The sequence below is a fragment of the Bacillus sp. JAS24-2 genome (genome assembly GCF_008274905.1).
In the GTDB taxonomy this organism is placed as follows: domain Bacteria; phylum Bacillota; class Bacilli; order Bacillales; family Bacillaceae_G; genus Bacillus_A; species Bacillus_A cereus.
Genome location: NZ_CP031068.1, coordinates 1,443,010 through 1,459,856, shown reverse-complemented (window position 1 = coordinate 1,459,856; position 16,847 = coordinate 1,443,010). Strand labels below are relative to the sequence as shown.

Here is a 16,847-nt window from a genome sequence, read left to right as displayed (position 1 = left end):
TATACAAGAAGTAAGAAAAATAAAATTCCTCCTACCCACATTTTTTACGCCTGAAGTTTATAAGTACTTCAGGCGTATTTTTCTTCCATTTTTATTCATTTAATGGTTCTTCTAATTGTACTAACAATTCTTCTAATGGTCCTTCATAAAGAGGTACGTTAGGAATCGATTGTAGAAATCGTTTTCCATAGGAAGAACTCGTCAAACGACGATCTAACACTACTACCGTTCCTGTATCTGTATTCGTTCGAATTAAGCGGCCGAATCCTTGTTTGAAACGTAATATTGCTTGTGGGAGCGCTAATTTAGCGAATACATCTTCACCTTGATTTTTTAGCCACTCACCTTTCGCTTCCATCATCGGCTGATGAGGAGGTGTAAATGGTAGACGGACTATAACAAGACAACTTAAGGCATCTCCAGGAATATCTATTCCTTCCCAGAAACTGCTCGTCCCTAATAAAATTGATTTGTCGAACTCTTGAAACTTTCGAATTAAGCGGCTTCGACTTCTATTATTCACACTTTGGGTGAGTAATAAATAACCCTCTAATTCATCATTATTTTTTAAATTCGCATACGCTTCTTTTAACATTTCATACGAAGTGAATAAAACGAGCATTCTGCCTTTTGTGGCTTTTGCTATCTTTGCAATATGTTCCGATACAGATTCAATATATCGCTCATTACTTACTTGCTTAATAAAAGGTACATCCGTTGAAACCATTAATTTCATCTGTTCATCATAACGAAATGGTGACGGAACCTTTAAAGTATTTGGAGCGAAATCATGTAAACCAAGTTCCTCTTTTATATAATCAAACGTATCGTTAACTGTTAGTGTTGCGGATGTAAAAATAACACTCTTTTTTTCTGTTAAAAATTCATCAGCAAATCTTTCACCAATATGGACAGGCTGTGCGTATAGAACTGTTGAATGAATCGTCCCTTTCGTTTCAGTCTCCATCCAAGTTACATACGAATTCTTTTCTAATACGAGTAACTGTAATGATTCTGCCATCTTTCTCAGCAACTCAATTAAATGCATAAATTCACCTGTTACAACATGCATCTCCCATTCTAACTTACTTTGCAATATATCCACTTGCTTCTCAAGAGCAGTTACTACCCTTCTTAATTCATATATAAAACGATTTGTTAATTCGACGATACTATCCCACAACTTACCTTTTTCTAGATCTGCGTTATACCTATAGATGAGCGGCATATTATTCGTTCCTTGCTCTTGCTTTGTTTGTTTAAATATAAAAGTACGTAACATTTGGAAGAGTTCATCCGCATCAAACTTAAGTTCCTTCAAACTATAACTTATCATACGGAAAGTTGAACGAGATGCTTGCTCTGATTTTTTCATCATTTTATATACTTTGGAGAGTACATCTTCTGTTTCTAGCGTCCCAAGACGAGATATAACCAATTGAAAATACATACAAGAAAACTGTTCACCCAATGTTCTACTCGCAGCTTCTTCAATATGGTGAGCTTCATCAAAAATAATATGTTCGCATGAAGCAAACAACGGTTCTTCACTTGAAAAATCTTGAAATAATAACGCATGATTTGTAATAACGATATCTGCAAATAAAGCTTTATTCTTCGCTCGCTGATAAAAACAACGACTAAACCAATTACTTTGCATACCGCCTGGACTATACGCATCGCTACAAATACGATTCCAAAGTAACTTTCCGCCCTCAGGAATATTTAATTCGTCTCGATCACCTGTTTCAGTTTGCAATAGCCAAACTAAAATCTTCGCCTTCGTAAGTGCCATATCATAATTTTTTTCTTCCTCTTGCAAAGCATACTCAAATTTATGTAAGCATAAATAATGCTTTCTTCCTTTTAGAAGAGCTGCCTCAAATGAAAATGGCATTATTTTTTGTAATAACGGAATTTCTTTTTCTAATATTTGTTGTTGGAGTTGTACCGTTTGTGTACTTATAATGACAGGTTCTTCTTTTCTCTTTGCAAAATAAAGACTAGGAAGCAAATAAGCAAGAGTCTTTCCTGTTCCTGTACCCGCTTCAATTAGTGAAAAACGAGAATCTCTTAACGCCGTATATATCTCTTTCATCATCAGTTGTTGACTTTCTCTTCTTTCAAACTTTGGCATATGTGATTCCAATTTATCCATCGTTTTATTCAAGAAAGCATCAAACTTTGATGAACACGTTTCTCCAAGGTTTAAGGAATAGTTCCGCTTTTTCAGCGCAATATTTCGATGTATTTCATACTCCGCTATATCTTCTTTACCGTGCATTACTTTCTTTAAAATATTTTCAGAAAGCACATCAGCTATATCGCTTTGGAACACATCACTTAATTCATAAAGCGATTGCAACGTGACAAGTGGTAACTTTTCAATTTCATTTAAAAATTGTAAAAATAATTCCGCTGTTGCAAGAGCATCACTATCCGCACGATGTGGTTGATCGTGCTCTAGTTCATGCTTCTTAGCTAAATCACGTAATTTATAACTATCGGCTGTCGGCAAAAGAATTTGAGCCAATTCAACCGTGTCGATTTTCGGACAATGTATTTCTGTATATCCAGCTTGCCTTAATTCTTCATTTAAAAAATTCCAATCAAAGTGAACATTATGCGCAACGAAAGCCGCACCTTGTAATAGCTCAACAATCATCGGGGCTACATCTTGAAATAACGGGGCTTGTTTTACAAGACTTTCATCAATCCCTGTTAATTCTGTAATAAATGGTGGGATCTCTCTCTTTGGGTTAACAAAAGACGAAAAAATCTCCAATATCTCTCCATCTTCTACTACAACAGCTGCAATTTGGGTAATTTTATCCTTCCCATCTTTCCAGGAGTTCCCTGTCGTCTCTAAATCAACAACGACATAACGCTTACTCATATATGTAACACCTCAATTTCTTACCTTTCAAACAACAATAATTTATATAATGTTACTATACCACGTTTTATCTCATCTTAATGAAAAGATGCACAAAAAAGCTATCTCCGCAATGGAGATAGCCTTTCTACTTATAATATCGTACCCGCTTTTTCAGCACCTAACATTTCAATAATTTGATTATTATCGTCTAATACTGCAATTTTTGGTTCTTGTTTTTGAATCTCTTCTTCCGTAACTAGCCCATAACAAATAATAATTACTTTGTCCCCTGGTTGTACAAGCCTTGCCGCAGCACCGTTTAAACAAACAACACCACTACCGCGTTCCCCTTTAATAACGTATGTCTCTAAGCGAGCACCATTATTATTATTTACAATTTGGACTTTTTCGTTTTCTACAATATTTACTGCATCCATTAAGTCTTCATCAATTGTAATACTACCTACATAATTTAAATTTGCCTCCGTTACAGTTGCACGATGTAACTTTGCTCTCATCATTGTGCGAAACATAGATGCTCCCCCTTATTTAACTGTTAATGTTATATTGTCAATTAATCTTACATTTTCAAACTTAACTGCAATAGCTAAAATGATTCTTCCTTTGACTTTCTCTACCATTGTTAATGACGGATATGCATATAAATCTGCATAATCTACAGTGCCTTTCGTATGCGTCTCAATATACTCTTTCACAAGATTTGTAATGATTTCGGGATTACGTTCACCTGCCTCAATTCTTTCTTTCGCTATACATAGGCTGCGGTATAAATGAAGAGCTTCTTCACGTTCATCTTGTGATAGGTACACGTTACGAGAACTTTTCGCTAAACCATCTTCTTCCCTTACAATATCAACTGGTACGATTGTAACTGGAATATTGAAATCAGTTACAAACCCTTCAATTACTGCAACTTGTTGAGCATCTTTCATACCGAAATAAGCACGCTTTGGCAGCGTAATATTAAATAGTTTCATTAGTACAGTTGCAACACCAGCAAAATGACCAGGTCTTTGTTGACCGCATAATACGTCCGTGCGCTTCACAACTTCTACCGTTGTTGTTTGTTCTGCTGGATACATTTCTTCTACACTCGGATAAAATAAATAATCTACACCGTTTTCTTTTGCTACATTTTCATCTCTATCAATATCACGAGGATATCGATCTAAATCTTCATTTGGGCCAAATTGTAGTGGGTTTACAAATACACTTAAAACTACAGTTTCATTTTCTTCTCTTGCCTTACGTAATAAAGTAGCATGGCCTTCATGTAAATAACCCATTGTTGGAACAAAACCAATACTCTTTCCACTTGCACGAAGTTCGCTCGTAATTTGCTGCATCTCTTGCACTGTAGTTACGATTTTCATTATTGTTTTCCTCCATATAACGCTAAGCATTCTTCCTCTTTCATTGTGAACGAATGTTTTTCTTCAGGAAATTGCCTTGTCTTTACTTCAGTAACATATTGTGAAATCCCACGCACAATCTCCTCTTGAACAGACGTATATTGCTTCACAAATTTCGGAACACGATTTACGCCGTATGAGATAAGATCATGATAAACAAGCACTTGCCCATCTACTTTTTGTCCTGCTCCAATCCCAATTGTCGGTATTGTTAGTTGCTCTGAAATAAGTTCTGCTAACTGCATTGGTACACATTCTAACACAAGCGCTATTGCACCAGCTTCTTCACATTTCTTTGCATCTTCTATTAATTTTTTTGCACTCTCCGCATCTTTTCCTTGCACTTTATATCCACCCAACACTCCTACAGATTGAGGGGTTAAACCTAAATGCGCTACAACAGGAATTCCTGCGTTCGTCAAATATTGAATCGTCGATATAACTTCTCCAGCACCTTCTACCTTCAGTGCGTGTGCCCCGCTCTCTTGAACGATGCGGCGTGCATTCACCATCGTTTCTTGTAATGATACGTGATACGACATAAATGGCATATCAGTTACAATAAACGTCTCTTTCGCTCCGCGGCGTACAGCTTTCGTATGATGAATCATATCCTCTACTGTTACAGGTACTGTTGAATCGTATCCGAGTACAACCATTCCAAGAGAATCTCCAACTAGAATCATATCAACTTCAGCTTCTTCTGCTAATTTAGCAGATGGATAATCATACGCCGTTAGCATTGTAATCGGCTCACCTTGCTCTTTCATCTTCAAAAAATCTGTTTTTGTTTTCAAAAACTACTCCTCCTTTATGCAGGAGAGAGGAGATGGCCGAAATCATATAAAAAAACCCCTCTGGCCATAAAAGGGCAGAAGGGTTGTGTGTTAGTCGGCATTATTCATCCCTCTGTCCCAGTCCGTTATTGGATCAAGGCAGAATCCAAGTTATTATTTTTCGTATGACTTCGAATCATGGTGCAGTTCGCTCTGATACTGCCCACATTCGAACTAATTATAGCAAACTACAAAAAGGAATTACTACATTTTTTCGAAAAAATAATTTTTTATTCTTATTACGGTATATGAAATTTAACACGAGAGTATATATGCTATACAGTTTTTATGGATAATTCAATCCTGAAAAGATACATGTTTTTTCAACGCATGTTAAAAAAGTCCAAGTTAATTTTTTCTGTAATCAATTTAACTATATAGTATAACTCTTAAACTAATGATGCAGGTTAATTGAGGAAAGTACTTAACAAAGGAGAATTGCAGATGTCTATGAACAGGTGGTTATTTCGATTCAGCAGTTTGCTTGTAATGATTGTATGGTGGATGTCTTTAGGATCCTCCCAAGTATTTGCCTCAGTTCATGTCGTAACACAACCCACCGATTTAACGAAAGTGATTGAGGTTGAACTAAATGATGATTACTTTAATCCAAATGTCATCACGATTCCGCTTGAAGGATCAACAACATTACTATTGAAAAATAAAGGTAAAAACGAGCACACCTTTACAGTGAAAAAACTCGGTATTGACGTCGTAGTCCAGTCAGGAAAAGAAAAGAATATTACCGTGAAACCTAAAAATACTGGTACATATGAATTAATATGTCGATACCATCTTCTTAAAGGAATGACAGGCAAAGTAATCGTCAAATAACATGCCAGGTCAACTCGACGGAAGCTATTTTGAAATGAACTTTAAATATGAAAAGAATTTATTATCATGTTACAAATTCAACTCAAAACTATTGAAATAAAAAGAAGTTCCAAAAGAGGAACTTCTTTTACTTAATTTCGATATCTGCAGAATGAATATGATGTACTTTCCCCTCATGATCCTCCAGAAGTAATACACCATCCTCTGTGATTCCTTTTGCTAACCCCGTAATTGTCTCTCTCATCGTTCGAGCGGTAATTTCTTTCCCGATGCTCACAGCGTAACTTTCCCAAAGAATTTTAATGACAGAGAAACCATTTTGTAAATATTCTTCATATAATTTTTCTAGTTGTAAATAGATTTGTTGCATAAGTTCTGCACGAACAATCGGCTTACCTGATTCAATCGCTAATGAAGTAGCGATGTGCTGAATTTCTTCATCAAAATGTTCTTGCTTTTGATTCGCATTAATACCGATGCCCATAATGACAGCATTAATTTTATCAGGATCCGCTTGCATTTCTGTTAATATACCTACAGCCTTTTTACCTTGAATTAAAATATCATTTGGCCATTTTATTCCTACGTTTACACCTGTACATTTTTCAATTGCCTGTGCAACACTAACAGCCGCTAACAAAGTAAGTTGCGGTGCATGATGAACTGGGATTGACGGGCGTAAAATAATACTCATCCAAATCCCTGTTCCTTTTGGTGAATGCCATTTTCTGCTTAAACGACCTCTTCCCGCTGTTTGTTCTTCTGCTACAACGACAGTTCCTTCTTCTGCACCTTCATAAGCAAGTTTTGCTGCAATGTGCTGCGTTGATTCAACAGTTTCTTCAAAATACACTGTTCTACCAATCCGCTTCGTTTGTAGCCCTAACTGAATTTCATTAGCAGTCACTTTGTCTGGCTTACTTGCAATTCGGTAACCTAATCGGCGCACAGCTTCAAGTTCATATCCCTCACTCCGCAGATCCTCCATATGTTTCCACACAGCAGTTCTTGAACAACCAAGTTTATCACTAATTGTTTGGCCGGATACAAACTCGCCATCCGCTTCAGAAAAAACTTGCAATAACTGCTTTCTTATAGTAGATTGCATCCTTGCAGCCACTCCCTTATACGCTCTTTCTCATTAACTACGTTTCCTTGTACGATTGCTTCTTCGATTTTCTGAAGCATTTCAGCAACCCACGGACCAGGCTTTTTGTTTGCCCAGTTTAATAAATCATTACCAGTCACATTCATTTCTTGACGTTCCTGGATTGGCAATGCATGAAACATTAATTGTACTCGTTCAACAGATGTAGGGTCATAGCTTTCAATCATCGCTTCATATACTCTCTCTGCCATTTCAGCGATATGAATTCCCGTTTTATAAAGAAGGACTGTATCCCAATCCTTCTCCTTTCTAGTACGAATTGCCAATAAAACTGCAACAATATCTTTTATTTTTTTATTCGAAAACTTCCATTGACGTAAAAAGACAGATGGATGTTCTTCTCCGATACAATATAAGAAAAATGCCCACGCCTCAATATCCGTTTCGAAAGAATCCCATTTATACTGCGTAGCTTTTAACAGTCTCTCTTCTGACATTTGTAAATATGGCAAATGAGAAAACAGCTTCGTCTCTACTAATTCTTTGAGACCTTTCACACAATATGTACCAGTTAACAGTTTCTCAAACTCTACTGTAATACGCTCAATTGCTATATGTTCTAGCAAATGCCCATACGTTTCAATCGCTTGCTTCGTTTTCATTTCTAATGAAAAACCTAACGTGCTTACAAACCGAATACCACGCATCATTCGCAGGGCATCTTCTTGAAAACGATCCGCAGCATTTCCAACTGTCACAATTTCTCTCTGTTGAATGGCTTCCTGTCCAGCAAATAAATCAACCATTTTGCCTTCTTCTGTCATAGCAATTGCATTCATCGTGAAATCACGACGTTTTAAATCCTCTTCTAATGAACGAACAAATTGAACACTACTAGGTCTTCGAAAATCTTCATATTCGCTTTCTGTTCGAAAAGTAGTTACCTCATAAGGCTCACCATTTTCTACAACAATTACAGTTCCATGCTCAAGACCAACAGGAACATTTCTTGGGAATATAGCCATCACTTCTTCTGGTAGAGCAGATGTCGCAATATCAATATCTCCAATCGGCCTATCGATAATAAGATCTCGTACGCTCCCACCAACAAAGTAAGCCTCATGTCCTTGTTGCTTTAATGTCTCAATAATAGAACTAGCTTTTTTAAATCTTTCCATTTTTGTCATCCCTTAGTACGTCATAGTAAATCGTTTCATATTGTGAAACAATTTTTTCTGAGCGAAATTGCTCATAAACACTTTCTCTTGCTCGTTCTCCCATATTACGGTGAAGTTCCTCGTCCTTTAATAGCTGAATAGCTTGATTTGCCACTCCTGTTGTATCGCCAACTTCACATAAATATCCTGTTTCCCCGTGTTGAATAACCTCTGGAATACCTCCAACCCGCGTTCCGATACAAGGTACACCACACGCCATTGCTTCTAATAAAACAAGACCAAAACTTTCCTTCTCTGATAGAAGCAACATTAAATCACTCATCGCAAGTAGTTCTGCAACATTATCTTGCTTCCCTAAGAATAAAACGCGATCTTCAATATGTAAATTCTTCACTATCTGTAAAATGGTACAGAATTCTGGTCCGTCTCCAACAAGAAGCAACCTCGCATCTACTTCTTTAACAATTTTAGCAAATGCCTGAACAACATCCTGCACACGTTTCACTTTACGGAAATTCGAAATATGAATAAGTACTTTTTCACTCTCACTTATACCATATTCTTTCTTTAATTGAGACATATTACGCTTGAAATATACACGTTCGTCTATAAAGTTATATACCGTTTGAATTTCTTTACTTGGTTTTACAAGCTCATGTGTTTCGTTAATTAATGAATGCGAGACAGCAGTGACAACATCCGATTGCTCAATACCAAAACGAATTAAATTATTTAACGAAGGGTCGGAACCTAACACAGTAATATCTGTTCCATGTAAGGTTGTAACAATTTTAATACGCTCTCCGATCATTTGTTTTGCTAAATATGCACAAATTGCATGTGGTATTGCGTAATGCACATGTAAAATGTCTAAGTTTTCTCTTTGTGCAACCTCGGCCATTTTACTTGCTAACGCTAAATCGTATGGTGGATATTGAAATACAGAGTATTGATTTACCGTCACTTCATGAAAATAAATGTTTGGATATACTTTATTTAACCGGAATGGTAAACCCGATGTGATAAAGTGAATTTCATGCCCACGTTCCGCCAATTGCTTTCCTAATTCTGTCCCAACAACTCCAGAACCACCTACAGAAGGATAACATGTAATACCTATTTTTAATTTCATTTACATCCCCCTAATAAATCAGCATGTAATAAAACCGGTTTCTTACTCATAAATCCCTCGGCATACAAGACTCCAACTTCTTTTCCAAACATCTTCTCACGAGCGATTACAGTTTCAACGTAACCTTCTGTTAACGGTGTCTTAACACCATCACTCCCTGTTGAAAACTGGCTTTCATACGCTTCTAATGCTTCCACCTTTATAGAGAGGTACTCACTTATATCTATACAAAAATTCGGTTTATGAAAACCATTAATCATATAATTATAAAAAGACTCCACACGATGTGGTGAAAGTTCCGGCATATATTTACGGATTCCTGCTGAAAAAATAGCCTCTTCCACAAGCTTTGCACAATTTGCATGATCTGGATGGCGATCTTCATAGTACGGCGCAAAAACTAGTTTTGGTTTATATGTACGGATCACCTTGACAATTTCACGTATATACTCTTCTTTCATATACAAACCACGGTCTGGCATCGCTAAATTCAGCCTCGTTTTTACTCCCATTATACGAGCTGCAACCTTCGCTTCTTCTTTTCTCAACTCTATCGTTCCATTTGAAGAAAGATCAGCTTCTGTTAAATCACAAATACCTACTTCATACCCTTGCTTTGTATATTTAGCGATGGTACCAGCCATGCCGATTTCAACATCATCGGCATGAGCACCAAACGCTAATATATGTAATCCACTCATAATTGTTCCCCTCATTTTCTTAACTTACGATAATCTAAATCTCCTCGCTCTAATGCGTGCATTAACATTTCAGCACTTGCCATATTCGTTGCAAGTGGAATCGCATATACATCACATAAACGAAGCAATGCATTCACATCCGGTTCATGCGGCTGTGCTGTTAATGGATCGCGGAAGAAAATCACCATATCTAAATCGTTCTTTGCAATCATTGCACCAATTTCTTGATCTCCACCAAGAGGGCCAGATTGATATCTTGTTACAACTAATCCAGTCGCTTCCATAATACGAAGCCCTGTCGTTCCTGTTGCAAATAATTCATGTTGTTCAAAAATTGGTTTATATGCGTATGCAAACGAAACCATATCATTTTTCTTTTTGTCATGTGCGATTAAGGCAATTTTCATCCGTTGTCTCCCCTTTAGTCGATAATATTTTCTAAACCGTACACAAGATGATCAAGGTTCATTACTGTCTCAATTGATAGTTTTACACCTGACATAAATGATGCACGATTGAATGAATCATGACGAACTGTTAACATTTGTCCATCTCCACCGAACATTACTTCTTGGTGTGCAATAAGCCCTGGCAAACGTACACTATGAATGTGAATACCGTCTACATTTGCACCACGTGCACCTGCTAGTTGCTCTACTTCATTTGGATGACCTTGCTGCTTTGATTCACGATTTTGACGAATTAACTCTACCGTTTTTACAGCTGTACCAGATGGTGCGTCTAATTTTTGATCATGATGTAATTCAATTACCTCAACATCTTGGAAATATTTCGCTGCCATTTGTGAGAATTTCATCATAAGAACTGCACCAATTGCAAAGTTTGGAGCAATAATTGTTCCTACTGCTTTTTCTTTTGCATTCTCTGTTAAACGTGCCAATTCTTCTTCTGTAAATCCAGTTGTACCAATAACCGAACGAAGTCCACGCTCAACTGCAAGTGTAACGTGTTGTTTCCCCACTTCTGGTGTTGTTAAATCTAACAACACATCTGCTTCTACTTCATCTAAACAAGTATGTAAATCAGCGTAAATCGGTGCATGTAATGCTGGCATGCCAGGTAAATCAGAAATCTTCTCACCACCATGCTTATAATCCACTGCTGCTACTAAATTAAAATGTTCCGTTCTTTCCATAAGAAGAACTGCTTCATGTCCCATACGTCCTCTTGGTCCGGCGATAATTACTTTAATTTCTTTCATTATTCTTTCTCTCCCTCATCAATACGTGTCCAGCGATCTTTATCACGTGTATTAAATTTATTCATTACAATGTTATGTGCTGTCTCTAAATCAATATTTAAACTATTTGCCATACAAATCATAACAAATAATACATCTCCAAGCTCTTCTTCAATACTTCTTTCTTTTTCAGTTGTTTTCTTCGGTTTCTCACCATAATAATGATTTACCTCTCTTGCAAGCTCTCCCATTTCTTCCGTTAAACGAGCCATCATTGCAAGCGGACTGAAATAACCTTCTTTAAACTGACCAATATATGCATCTACTTCTTTCTGCATATCTTTCATCGTTTTTGCTTCCATACTATTCACCTCTAATCCTTCCTCTTTCATGTTAGCCAATTCATCGCGATTTGACAAATATTATTCCCCGCCAAACACCTATTTGCGACCCATTTTTGGATAGACTATAATAAAGTGAAACTTCTTTTGTGTTTTTTTGCAAAAGATTAGTTGAACTAATCGGGTTCCTACGGCTGGTTCGCCTTTCTTCAGAGCTTTATCTCCTACCAGCCGTTGGTACGGGTTAAAGTGAAACTTCTTTTGCGCTTTTTGCAAAAGATTAGTTGAACTAATCGAGTTCCTACGGCTGGTTTGCCCCTCTTCTTTGCTTCATCTCCTATCAGCCGTTAGAGCGGGATAAAGTGAAACCTTCTTTTGTGCTTTTCACAAAAGATCAGCCCACATCAATCAAGTTCTTACTATTTTCACTAGCAACTAGAAATTACTTATTATTATGTTTTACTGTTTCAGCGGAGCAATGCAATCATTACATAATTAGGGGGATTTCTATATGACATCAAAATTGAAGATGCGAAATATTATTTTTATTTTAATCGGTTCCGCTATATTTTCTTTCGGTATTGTCAATATCAATATTGAAAACCACCTTGCAGAGGGTGGGTTTACTGGTATTACACTATTATTGTATTTTTTATTTAAGTTTGATCCTTCCTACTCAAACTTAATTTTAAATATCCCTATATTTTTTATTGGTTGGAGGTTACTTGGCAGAACGACATTTTTATATACATTAATTGGCACCTTTAGCGTATCTTTATTTCTATGGATTTTCCAGCGTTACGAAGTACTCAACTTACATTTAAACTTGCAAAATGATATGACACTCGCAGCTTTATTCGCCGGGGCATTTATCGGTATCGGCCTTGGAATAATATTTAAATATGGCGGGACTACTGGCGGTGTAGATATTATCGCACGACTAGCTCACAAATATGTTGGCTGGAGTATGGGGAAAACAATGTTTATGTTTGATGCTGTCGTTATCGTAGTCTCTATTCTTACCTATTTATCATACCGCGAGGGCATGTATACGCTAGTTGCTGTTTTTATCGGTGCTAAAGTCATTGATTTTATGCAAGAAGGAGCTTATGCTGCCAAAGGAGCGACTATTATCTCAGAGAAAAACGATGAAATTGCTGCCAAAATTTTATCTGAAATGGAGCGCGGAGCAACCTTTTTAAAAGCTGTTGGATCGTATACAAAAGTGGAACGTAACGTATTGTATTGCGTTGTTGCTAAAAATGAAATCGTGAAATTAAAGAATATCATTACTTCTGTAGATCCTCATGCTTTTGTCGCTGTAAGTGATGTACATGATGTAGTTGGTGAAGGATTTACGTTAGATGAAAATAAAAACCCTTTACATAATTAAATGTAACTAGAAAAGCGCCTTAGCTTTTCTAGTTTTTTATTACAAGTCTTTTAAGCTTCTCAAAATCCTCATGAATAAGCTCCAATAAACTCCGATTATAAAAAATGGAAGCTGGATGAAAAGTCGGAAAAACATGATATTCTTTCTCTGACCATGTAAACTCTGCACTTTGCATATCCTTTAATTTTTGAATGGGCTGTTTTAATAATTGCCCGTGTACATCTGTGATTTTTTTATTTTTTCCTGTTAAACGTTGAAGACCGATATTTCCAAGCGTGACGATAAGCTTCGGATGTATTTTCTCTAATTCATAATCTAACAAAGGCGCATGGGCAACTATTTCTCCCTGATTTGGCGTTCTATTATACTTTTTTTGTATGATTTCACCATTTCTTTCTTTTTTCTCTCGCCATTTATAAGGTCTACTTCGAACAGCGCTCGTAATATATACTTCTTCCCTTGTAACATCAATACGCTCTAAAAAATCCATTAATTGTTTTCCCGCCCTCCCGCTAAACGGAATCCCATTATGAATTTCTGTTTCACCAGGCGCTTCTCCTAACAACATAAATTTGGGATTTTCAGGACCTTGTCCACTTAAAAAACCTTCTAGTTGATAAGGAGCACTGCGCTCTTGCACTTGTTTTACTAAATGGTCTGGATATTTCATTTCCCCCCACCGCCTTTCCGCATTACTTCTATTATTTCTATTTGCAATACATTATATAATTCAATCCATACAACAAAAAAAGACTATCAAAATTGATAGTCTTTAGTCGTCGCTACGCTGCATACCAGTATACATTAATACGAGACGTAATAATTCAAATACCGCTACAGCTGCAGCTGCTACATATGTTAATGCTGCCGCATTTAATACTTTACGAGCTTGCCCATATTCATCTGTTGATACAATACCTAACGCTTCAATTTGTTGCATTGCGCGCTTTGACGCATCAAACTCAACTGGCAATGTAACGAGCTGGAACACAACACCTGCTGCCATTAAAATGATACCTAATAACAACAAACCAGACATTTGTGCAAATATACCGATTAGGACGAAAATCCAAGACATATTCGAACCAAAGTTTGCAACTGGCACTAACGAATGACGAACGCGCATAAATTTATAATCTTTTGCATCTTGAATTGCGTGTCCTACTTCGTGTGCTGCAACTGCTGTACCAGCAACTGAATGTCCATAATAGTTATCTGTTGATAATCGAACCGTCTTAGCGGTTGGATCATAATGGTCTGATAAATGACCTGGTGTTTCTTCTACAGCTACGTTGTATAATCCATTTTCATCTAAAATTTTTCGAGCCACTTCCGCTCCTGTCATACCTGATGTTGAATAAACTTGTGAATACTTGCTATAGGCACTACGTACTCTTGACTGTGCATACAACGGTATGATCATTATGATCGCGAAGTAAATTAAATAAAACATCATGAACCTCCATTGAAGTTTTAATTATAGTACTTCTCATTCTATTTTCTTCTGCCACTATTGTCAATGAATAAACCTTACAATCCATATCTTTATTTATTGCATTATCTATTTTTAGAATGTACATTACTTTTTCTTTTTTCTCTCTCTCCTTTATACTTTCTCCATCCAACATAAGTTAATGTGAAGAAAATAAGTCCCCCAGTAATTGTCATAAACCAAATGAGAGAGGGTGCAATTTCATCTTTTTTTACTGTGTGAAATATCTTTTGCAAATCCCCTTTAATAATCCCTAATTGCATTTGGCCGCCTTTCGTTTTTAACATAACGTTACGAAATTCATCTAAATAAGATAAATGAACATTTACACGCTGAACCTCGTTTTCTGGCAAAGCAATCATTAGGCTTGGATAAATAATATTGAATTCATTTAAAAACGTATTTAACGTTTGTTGAAACTGCCCAGCATCTTCTTTTTCCATCGCTTTTTCCATTTGAGAAAAGGCATCCATTACTTTCCTTTCTCTTTCCATCCAAAGTGGTTGATATTTCGATACTTGTGCATCAACAGCAAGTTGTAATGCCAGCACATTATCAATTTTAGCTTGCTTACCTAAACCTTCTTCAGAGAGCGATTGTTGCGCCTTATCGTAAGCTAAAGAAATAACTCTAACTTGATCTGGTGTTACTTCCTGCTTCTTTTCATTCCCCTTTATTAAAAATTGCTCCGAGAAATGTTGTAATACTTGTACCGCTTTTTCATCTTCATTACGCTTCACTAACTGTAACGAGTCGTCTAACAACCCTGTTAGCTCATTCCACTCTTCAGCATATATACGTAACGGAAACATTATAATTAGAAATGCTATCAATCCAATTAATGTTCTCTTCATCCCGGTCCCCCCTATAACTACTAGTACAAAATATGTTAATTTGGACAAGAATAGAACAGAACTAGACCGAAAAATATATTATCATTTTACAAAGAAAAAAATTCTCTTTAAGCAGAGAATTTTTTCTGTGACATCCTTTTCTTTTTTACGAAATATCGATATAAACTGTAACAAAGTATACTACCACCTAAAATGAATAATAAAATAGCACACGCAGCATGCATAAAGAACTCTTCTGGTAACATTAATATAATTGGATCTTTTTCAGGATCAAAAACCCAATAATCATTACTAAATAAAAGTTTATGGAATAATACAAAACTCTTTTCAAAATTAATAGCAATTGGTAACATAAGCGCTATCGGAAAAATGATTGTTAAAATCGATCCGTGCAGTAAAAACTTTTCATTTTTCTTTTTTAATAAATAAATTCCGCCTATCACTGCAATCATAATTGTCGCATACATCACATATTGAATCTTTACTAAAATATTTTTAACATCTACAAAATGAATACGGCCATTTGTGGACATATCTAATGTTGGCAAATGTAATGCTCCGTCATAAAACGGGGATAAATATGTAATAAGCACATCGTAATTTCTTTTAATTTCATCCTTCGTCATATCCGCTAAATCAGGAATATTTAAAAAATCAATTTCAAAATAATACAGCCATTTTCCATAGACAACTGCCGTTGTTGCGAGTGCAAAAATAGAAAATGCTATGCTATATGAAACAACTAAAGTAATCAATCGATCCAATATTTTTGTACCACTCTTATTTTTCTCCATGTTCTCCCCCTAAATGTTCTAACCATCATAAAGAAAATTGTTTCCTTTGCTCACGTAAGCAACAATAATATGTAATACATAGTACAGCAATACTTAACCAAAACGTAAAATAACCAATTTCCTCTACAAACAAATGCATAATTCCATATCGCGGCATTTGCCAAAATAAATAATCAATTGCATCGTTATGCAACGTCCACACAGCTGCTACTATAAAATGCCATTTTTTTATACGATAGAATGGAGCATATAAAAATCCTTGTACTGCCATCGCAAAGTGCGAAAGCATTAACATGTAGCCCATAAGGCCAATAGGCCCTTTTACGTAAATCATAATCCCGTTTACAACAACAGCCCAAATACCATATTTTATTAAAGTTACAATCGCTAACGCTTCTATTAATCCCCAGTTTCTCTTTGCCAAAAAAGCAATTAAAACAAAGACAAAAAAGAGACTCGCCATAGGACTATCTGGTACAAACGGCCAAAATATAGGTGACGTTTCTTTCAATTGATTTCCGTACCATATAAATCCGTAAATTGTACCTAATATGTTAACAATTAATAAAAATAATAATACCGAGCGTTGTCTTAACATTGCATACAAGTACACCAATCCGTATGTCCAACACCTTTCAAGCAAAGTAATTCATTCATTAAATCCTACTCTAT

At 36.1% G+C, this 16,847-nt stretch carries 18 protein-coding genes; 2 read left to right on the top strand and 16 right to left on the bottom strand.

The window, feature by feature from the left end; all coding sequences use genetic code 11:
- Positions 1 to 91 precede the first annotated feature (91 nt).
- The 4 genes from dinG to panB all read right to left on the bottom strand — a co-directional run bounded on the left by dinG (position 92) and on the right by panB (position 5,108).
- Complete coding sequence (gene dinG, locus DN407_RS07620) at positions 92 to 2,896, bottom strand: ATP-dependent DNA helicase DinG (RefSeq protein WP_098518050.1); 2,805 nt, start codon at positions 2,894 to 2,896, stop codon at positions 92 to 94.
- A gap of 131 nt (positions 2,897 to 3,027) precedes the next feature.
- Positions 3,028 to 3,411: an aspartate 1-decarboxylase gene (gene panD / locus DN407_RS07615; protein ID WP_149216144.1), complete on the bottom strand. Its 384-nt coding sequence runs from the start codon at positions 3,409 to 3,411 to the stop codon at positions 3,028 to 3,030.
- Positions 3,412 to 3,423: 12 nt separating this feature from the next.
- A complete protein-coding gene (gene panC / locus DN407_RS07610) occupies positions 3,424 to 4,272 on the bottom strand; it encodes a pantoate--beta-alanine ligase (RefSeq protein ID WP_000707027.1) in 849 nt (282 codons plus the stop codon).
- On the bottom strand, positions 4,272 to 5,108 hold the full coding sequence (panB, locus tag DN407_RS07605; RefSeq protein ID WP_000851108.1) for a 3-methyl-2-oxobutanoate hydroxymethyltransferase: 837 nt from the start codon (positions 5,106 to 5,108) through the stop codon (positions 4,272 to 4,274). Before panB ends, panC begins: the two co-directional genes overlap by 1 nt.
- A gap of 483 nt (positions 5,109 to 5,591) precedes the next feature.
- Between panB and DN407_RS07595 the strand changes: the two genes are divergently transcribed.
- Positions 5,592 to 5,981, top strand: coding sequence for a cupredoxin domain-containing protein (locus tag DN407_RS07595; RefSeq protein ID WP_000062393.1), 390 nt, complete (start codon positions 5,592 to 5,594; stop codon positions 5,979 to 5,981).
- 127 nt (positions 5,982 to 6,108) lie between these two features.
- Here DN407_RS07595 and DN407_RS07590 read toward each other — a convergent pair whose 3' ends face one another.
- The 7 genes from DN407_RS07590 to DN407_RS07560 are packed head-to-tail and all read right to left on the bottom strand — an operon-like array spanning position 6,109 to position 11,663.
- Entirely contained in the window at positions 6,109 to 7,089 is a 981-nt protein-coding gene (locus DN407_RS07590) for a biotin--[acetyl-CoA-carboxylase] ligase (protein WP_001192063.1), read from the bottom strand.
- Positions 7,074 to 8,267, bottom strand: a complete 1,194-nt coding sequence (locus DN407_RS07585; protein ID WP_053514231.1) for a CCA tRNA nucleotidyltransferase — start codon at positions 8,265 to 8,267, stop codon at positions 7,074 to 7,076. The genes DN407_RS07590 and DN407_RS07585 overlap by 16 nt, the downstream gene beginning before the upstream one ends.
- Positions 8,254 to 9,399, bottom strand: a complete 1,146-nt coding sequence (bshA, locus tag DN407_RS07580; protein WP_149216143.1) for an N-acetyl-alpha-D-glucosaminyl L-malate synthase BshA — start codon at positions 9,397 to 9,399, stop codon at positions 8,254 to 8,256. Before bshA ends, DN407_RS07585 begins: the two co-directional genes overlap by 14 nt.
- Positions 9,396 to 10,100, bottom strand: coding sequence for a bacillithiol biosynthesis deacetylase BshB1 (gene bshB1 / locus DN407_RS07575; protein WP_000015673.1), 705 nt, complete (start codon positions 10,098 to 10,100; stop codon positions 9,396 to 9,398). Before bshB1 ends, bshA begins: the two co-directional genes overlap by 4 nt.
- Positions 10,101 to 10,111: 11 nt before the next feature.
- On the bottom strand, positions 10,112 to 10,507 hold the full coding sequence (gene mgsA, locus DN407_RS07570) for a methylglyoxal synthase (RefSeq protein ID WP_000684765.1): 396 nt from the start codon (positions 10,505 to 10,507) through the stop codon (positions 10,112 to 10,114).
- Between the two features lie 14 nt (positions 10,508 to 10,521).
- Complete coding sequence (gene dapB, locus DN407_RS07565; protein WP_000658810.1) at positions 10,522 to 11,322, bottom strand: dihydrodipicolinate reductase; 801 nt, start codon at positions 11,320 to 11,322, stop codon at positions 10,522 to 10,524.
- Complete coding sequence (locus tag DN407_RS07560; RefSeq protein WP_002108639.1) at positions 11,322 to 11,663, bottom strand: nucleotide pyrophosphohydrolase; 342 nt, start codon at positions 11,661 to 11,663, stop codon at positions 11,322 to 11,324. Before DN407_RS07560 ends, dapB begins: the two co-directional genes overlap by 1 nt.
- Positions 11,664 to 12,153: 490 nt before the next feature.
- Here DN407_RS07560 and DN407_RS07550 point away from each other — a divergent pair, with 490 nt between their 5' ends.
- Positions 12,154 to 13,035, top strand: a complete 882-nt coding sequence (locus DN407_RS07550; RefSeq protein WP_000202121.1) for a YitT family protein — start codon at positions 12,154 to 12,156, stop codon at positions 13,033 to 13,035.
- A 28-nt stretch (positions 13,036 to 13,063) separates the two neighbouring features.
- Here the strand turns inward: DN407_RS07550 and DN407_RS07545 are convergent, their stop codons facing one another.
- From DN407_RS07545 to lhaT, 5 genes are all read right to left on the bottom strand, one after another.
- The gene (locus DN407_RS07545) at positions 13,064 to 13,705 is read right to left on the bottom strand and encodes a uracil-DNA glycosylase (protein WP_000876871.1); all 642 of its coding nucleotides are present in this window, start codon (positions 13,703 to 13,705) and stop codon (positions 13,064 to 13,066) included.
- A 102-nt stretch (positions 13,706 to 13,807) separates the two neighbouring features.
- Positions 13,808 to 14,491: a zinc metallopeptidase gene (locus tag DN407_RS07540; RefSeq protein WP_058839490.1), complete on the bottom strand. Its 684-nt coding sequence runs from the start codon at positions 14,489 to 14,491 to the stop codon at positions 13,808 to 13,810.
- Between the two features lie 101 nt (positions 14,492 to 14,592).
- Positions 14,593 to 15,381 carry a sporulation protein YpjB gene (gene ypjB / locus DN407_RS07535; protein WP_000831583.1) on the bottom strand — a complete coding sequence of 263 codons (789 nt, stop codon included), beginning with the start codon at positions 15,379 to 15,381 and terminating at the stop codon, positions 14,593 to 14,595.
- A gap of 107 nt (positions 15,382 to 15,488) precedes the next feature.
- Entirely contained in the window at positions 15,489 to 16,175 is a 687-nt protein-coding gene (gene lit / locus DN407_RS07530) for a lipoprotein intramolecular transacylase Lit (protein WP_000414377.1), read from the bottom strand.
- A 25-nt stretch (positions 16,176 to 16,200) separates the two neighbouring features.
- Complete coding sequence (gene lhaT / locus DN407_RS07525; RefSeq protein ID WP_025967075.1) at positions 16,201 to 16,791, bottom strand: lipoprotein heptaprenylglyceryl N-acetyltransferase LhaT; 591 nt, start codon at positions 16,789 to 16,791, stop codon at positions 16,201 to 16,203.
- Positions 16,792 to 16,847 lie beyond the last annotated feature (56 nt).

Coding starts and splice junctions, on each gene's coding strand:
- ypjB (WP_000831583.1), bottom strand. CDS start 15,381: ATGAAGAGAACATTAATTGGATTGATAGCATTTCTAATTATAATGTTT.
- panC (WP_000707027.1), bottom strand. CDS start 4,272: ATGAAAATCGTAACTACAGTGCAAGAGATGCAGCAAATTACGAGCGAA.
- DN407_RS07590 (WP_001192063.1), bottom strand. CDS start 7,089: ATGCAATCTACTATAAGAAAGCAGTTATTGCAAGTTTTTTCTGAAGCG.
- bshB1 (WP_000015673.1), bottom strand. CDS start 10,100: ATGAGTGGATTACATATATTAGCGTTTGGTGCTCATGCCGATGATGTT.
- bshA (WP_149216143.1), bottom strand. CDS start 9,399: ATGAAATTAAAAATAGGTATTACATGTTATCCTTCTGTAGGTGGTTCT.
- DN407_RS07545 (WP_000876871.1), bottom strand. CDS start 13,705: ATGAAATATCCAGACCATTTAGTAAAACAAGTGCAAGAGCGCAGTGCT.
- DN407_RS07595 (WP_000062393.1), top strand. CDS start 5,592: ATGTCTATGAACAGGTGGTTATTTCGATTCAGCAGTTTGCTTGTAATG.
- mgsA (WP_000684765.1), bottom strand. CDS start 10,507: ATGAAAATTGCCTTAATCGCACATGACAAAAAGAAAAATGATATGGTT.
- DN407_RS07540 (WP_058839490.1), bottom strand. CDS start 14,491: ATGATGTTTTATTTAATTTACTTCGCGATCATAATGATCATACCGTTG.
- lit (WP_000414377.1), bottom strand. CDS start 16,175: ATGGAGAAAAATAAGAGTGGTACAAAAATATTGGATCGATTGATTACT.
- DN407_RS07560 (WP_002108639.1), bottom strand. CDS start 11,663: ATGGAAGCAAAAACGATGAAAGATATGCAGAAAGAAGTAGATGCATAT.
- dinG (WP_098518050.1), bottom strand. CDS start 2,896: ATGAGTAAGCGTTATGTCGTTGTTGATTTAGAGACGACAGGGAACTCC.
- DN407_RS07585 (WP_053514231.1), bottom strand. CDS start 8,267: ATGGAAAGATTTAAAAAAGCTAGTTCTATTATTGAGACATTAAAGCAA.
- panD (WP_149216144.1), bottom strand. CDS start 3,411: ATGTTTCGCACAATGATGAGAGCAAAGTTACATCGTGCAACTGTAACG.
- DN407_RS07550 (WP_000202121.1), top strand. CDS start 12,154: ATGACATCAAAATTGAAGATGCGAAATATTATTTTTATTTTAATCGGT.
- dapB (WP_000658810.1), bottom strand. CDS start 11,322: ATGAAAGAAATTAAAGTAATTATCGCCGGACCAAGAGGACGTATGGGA.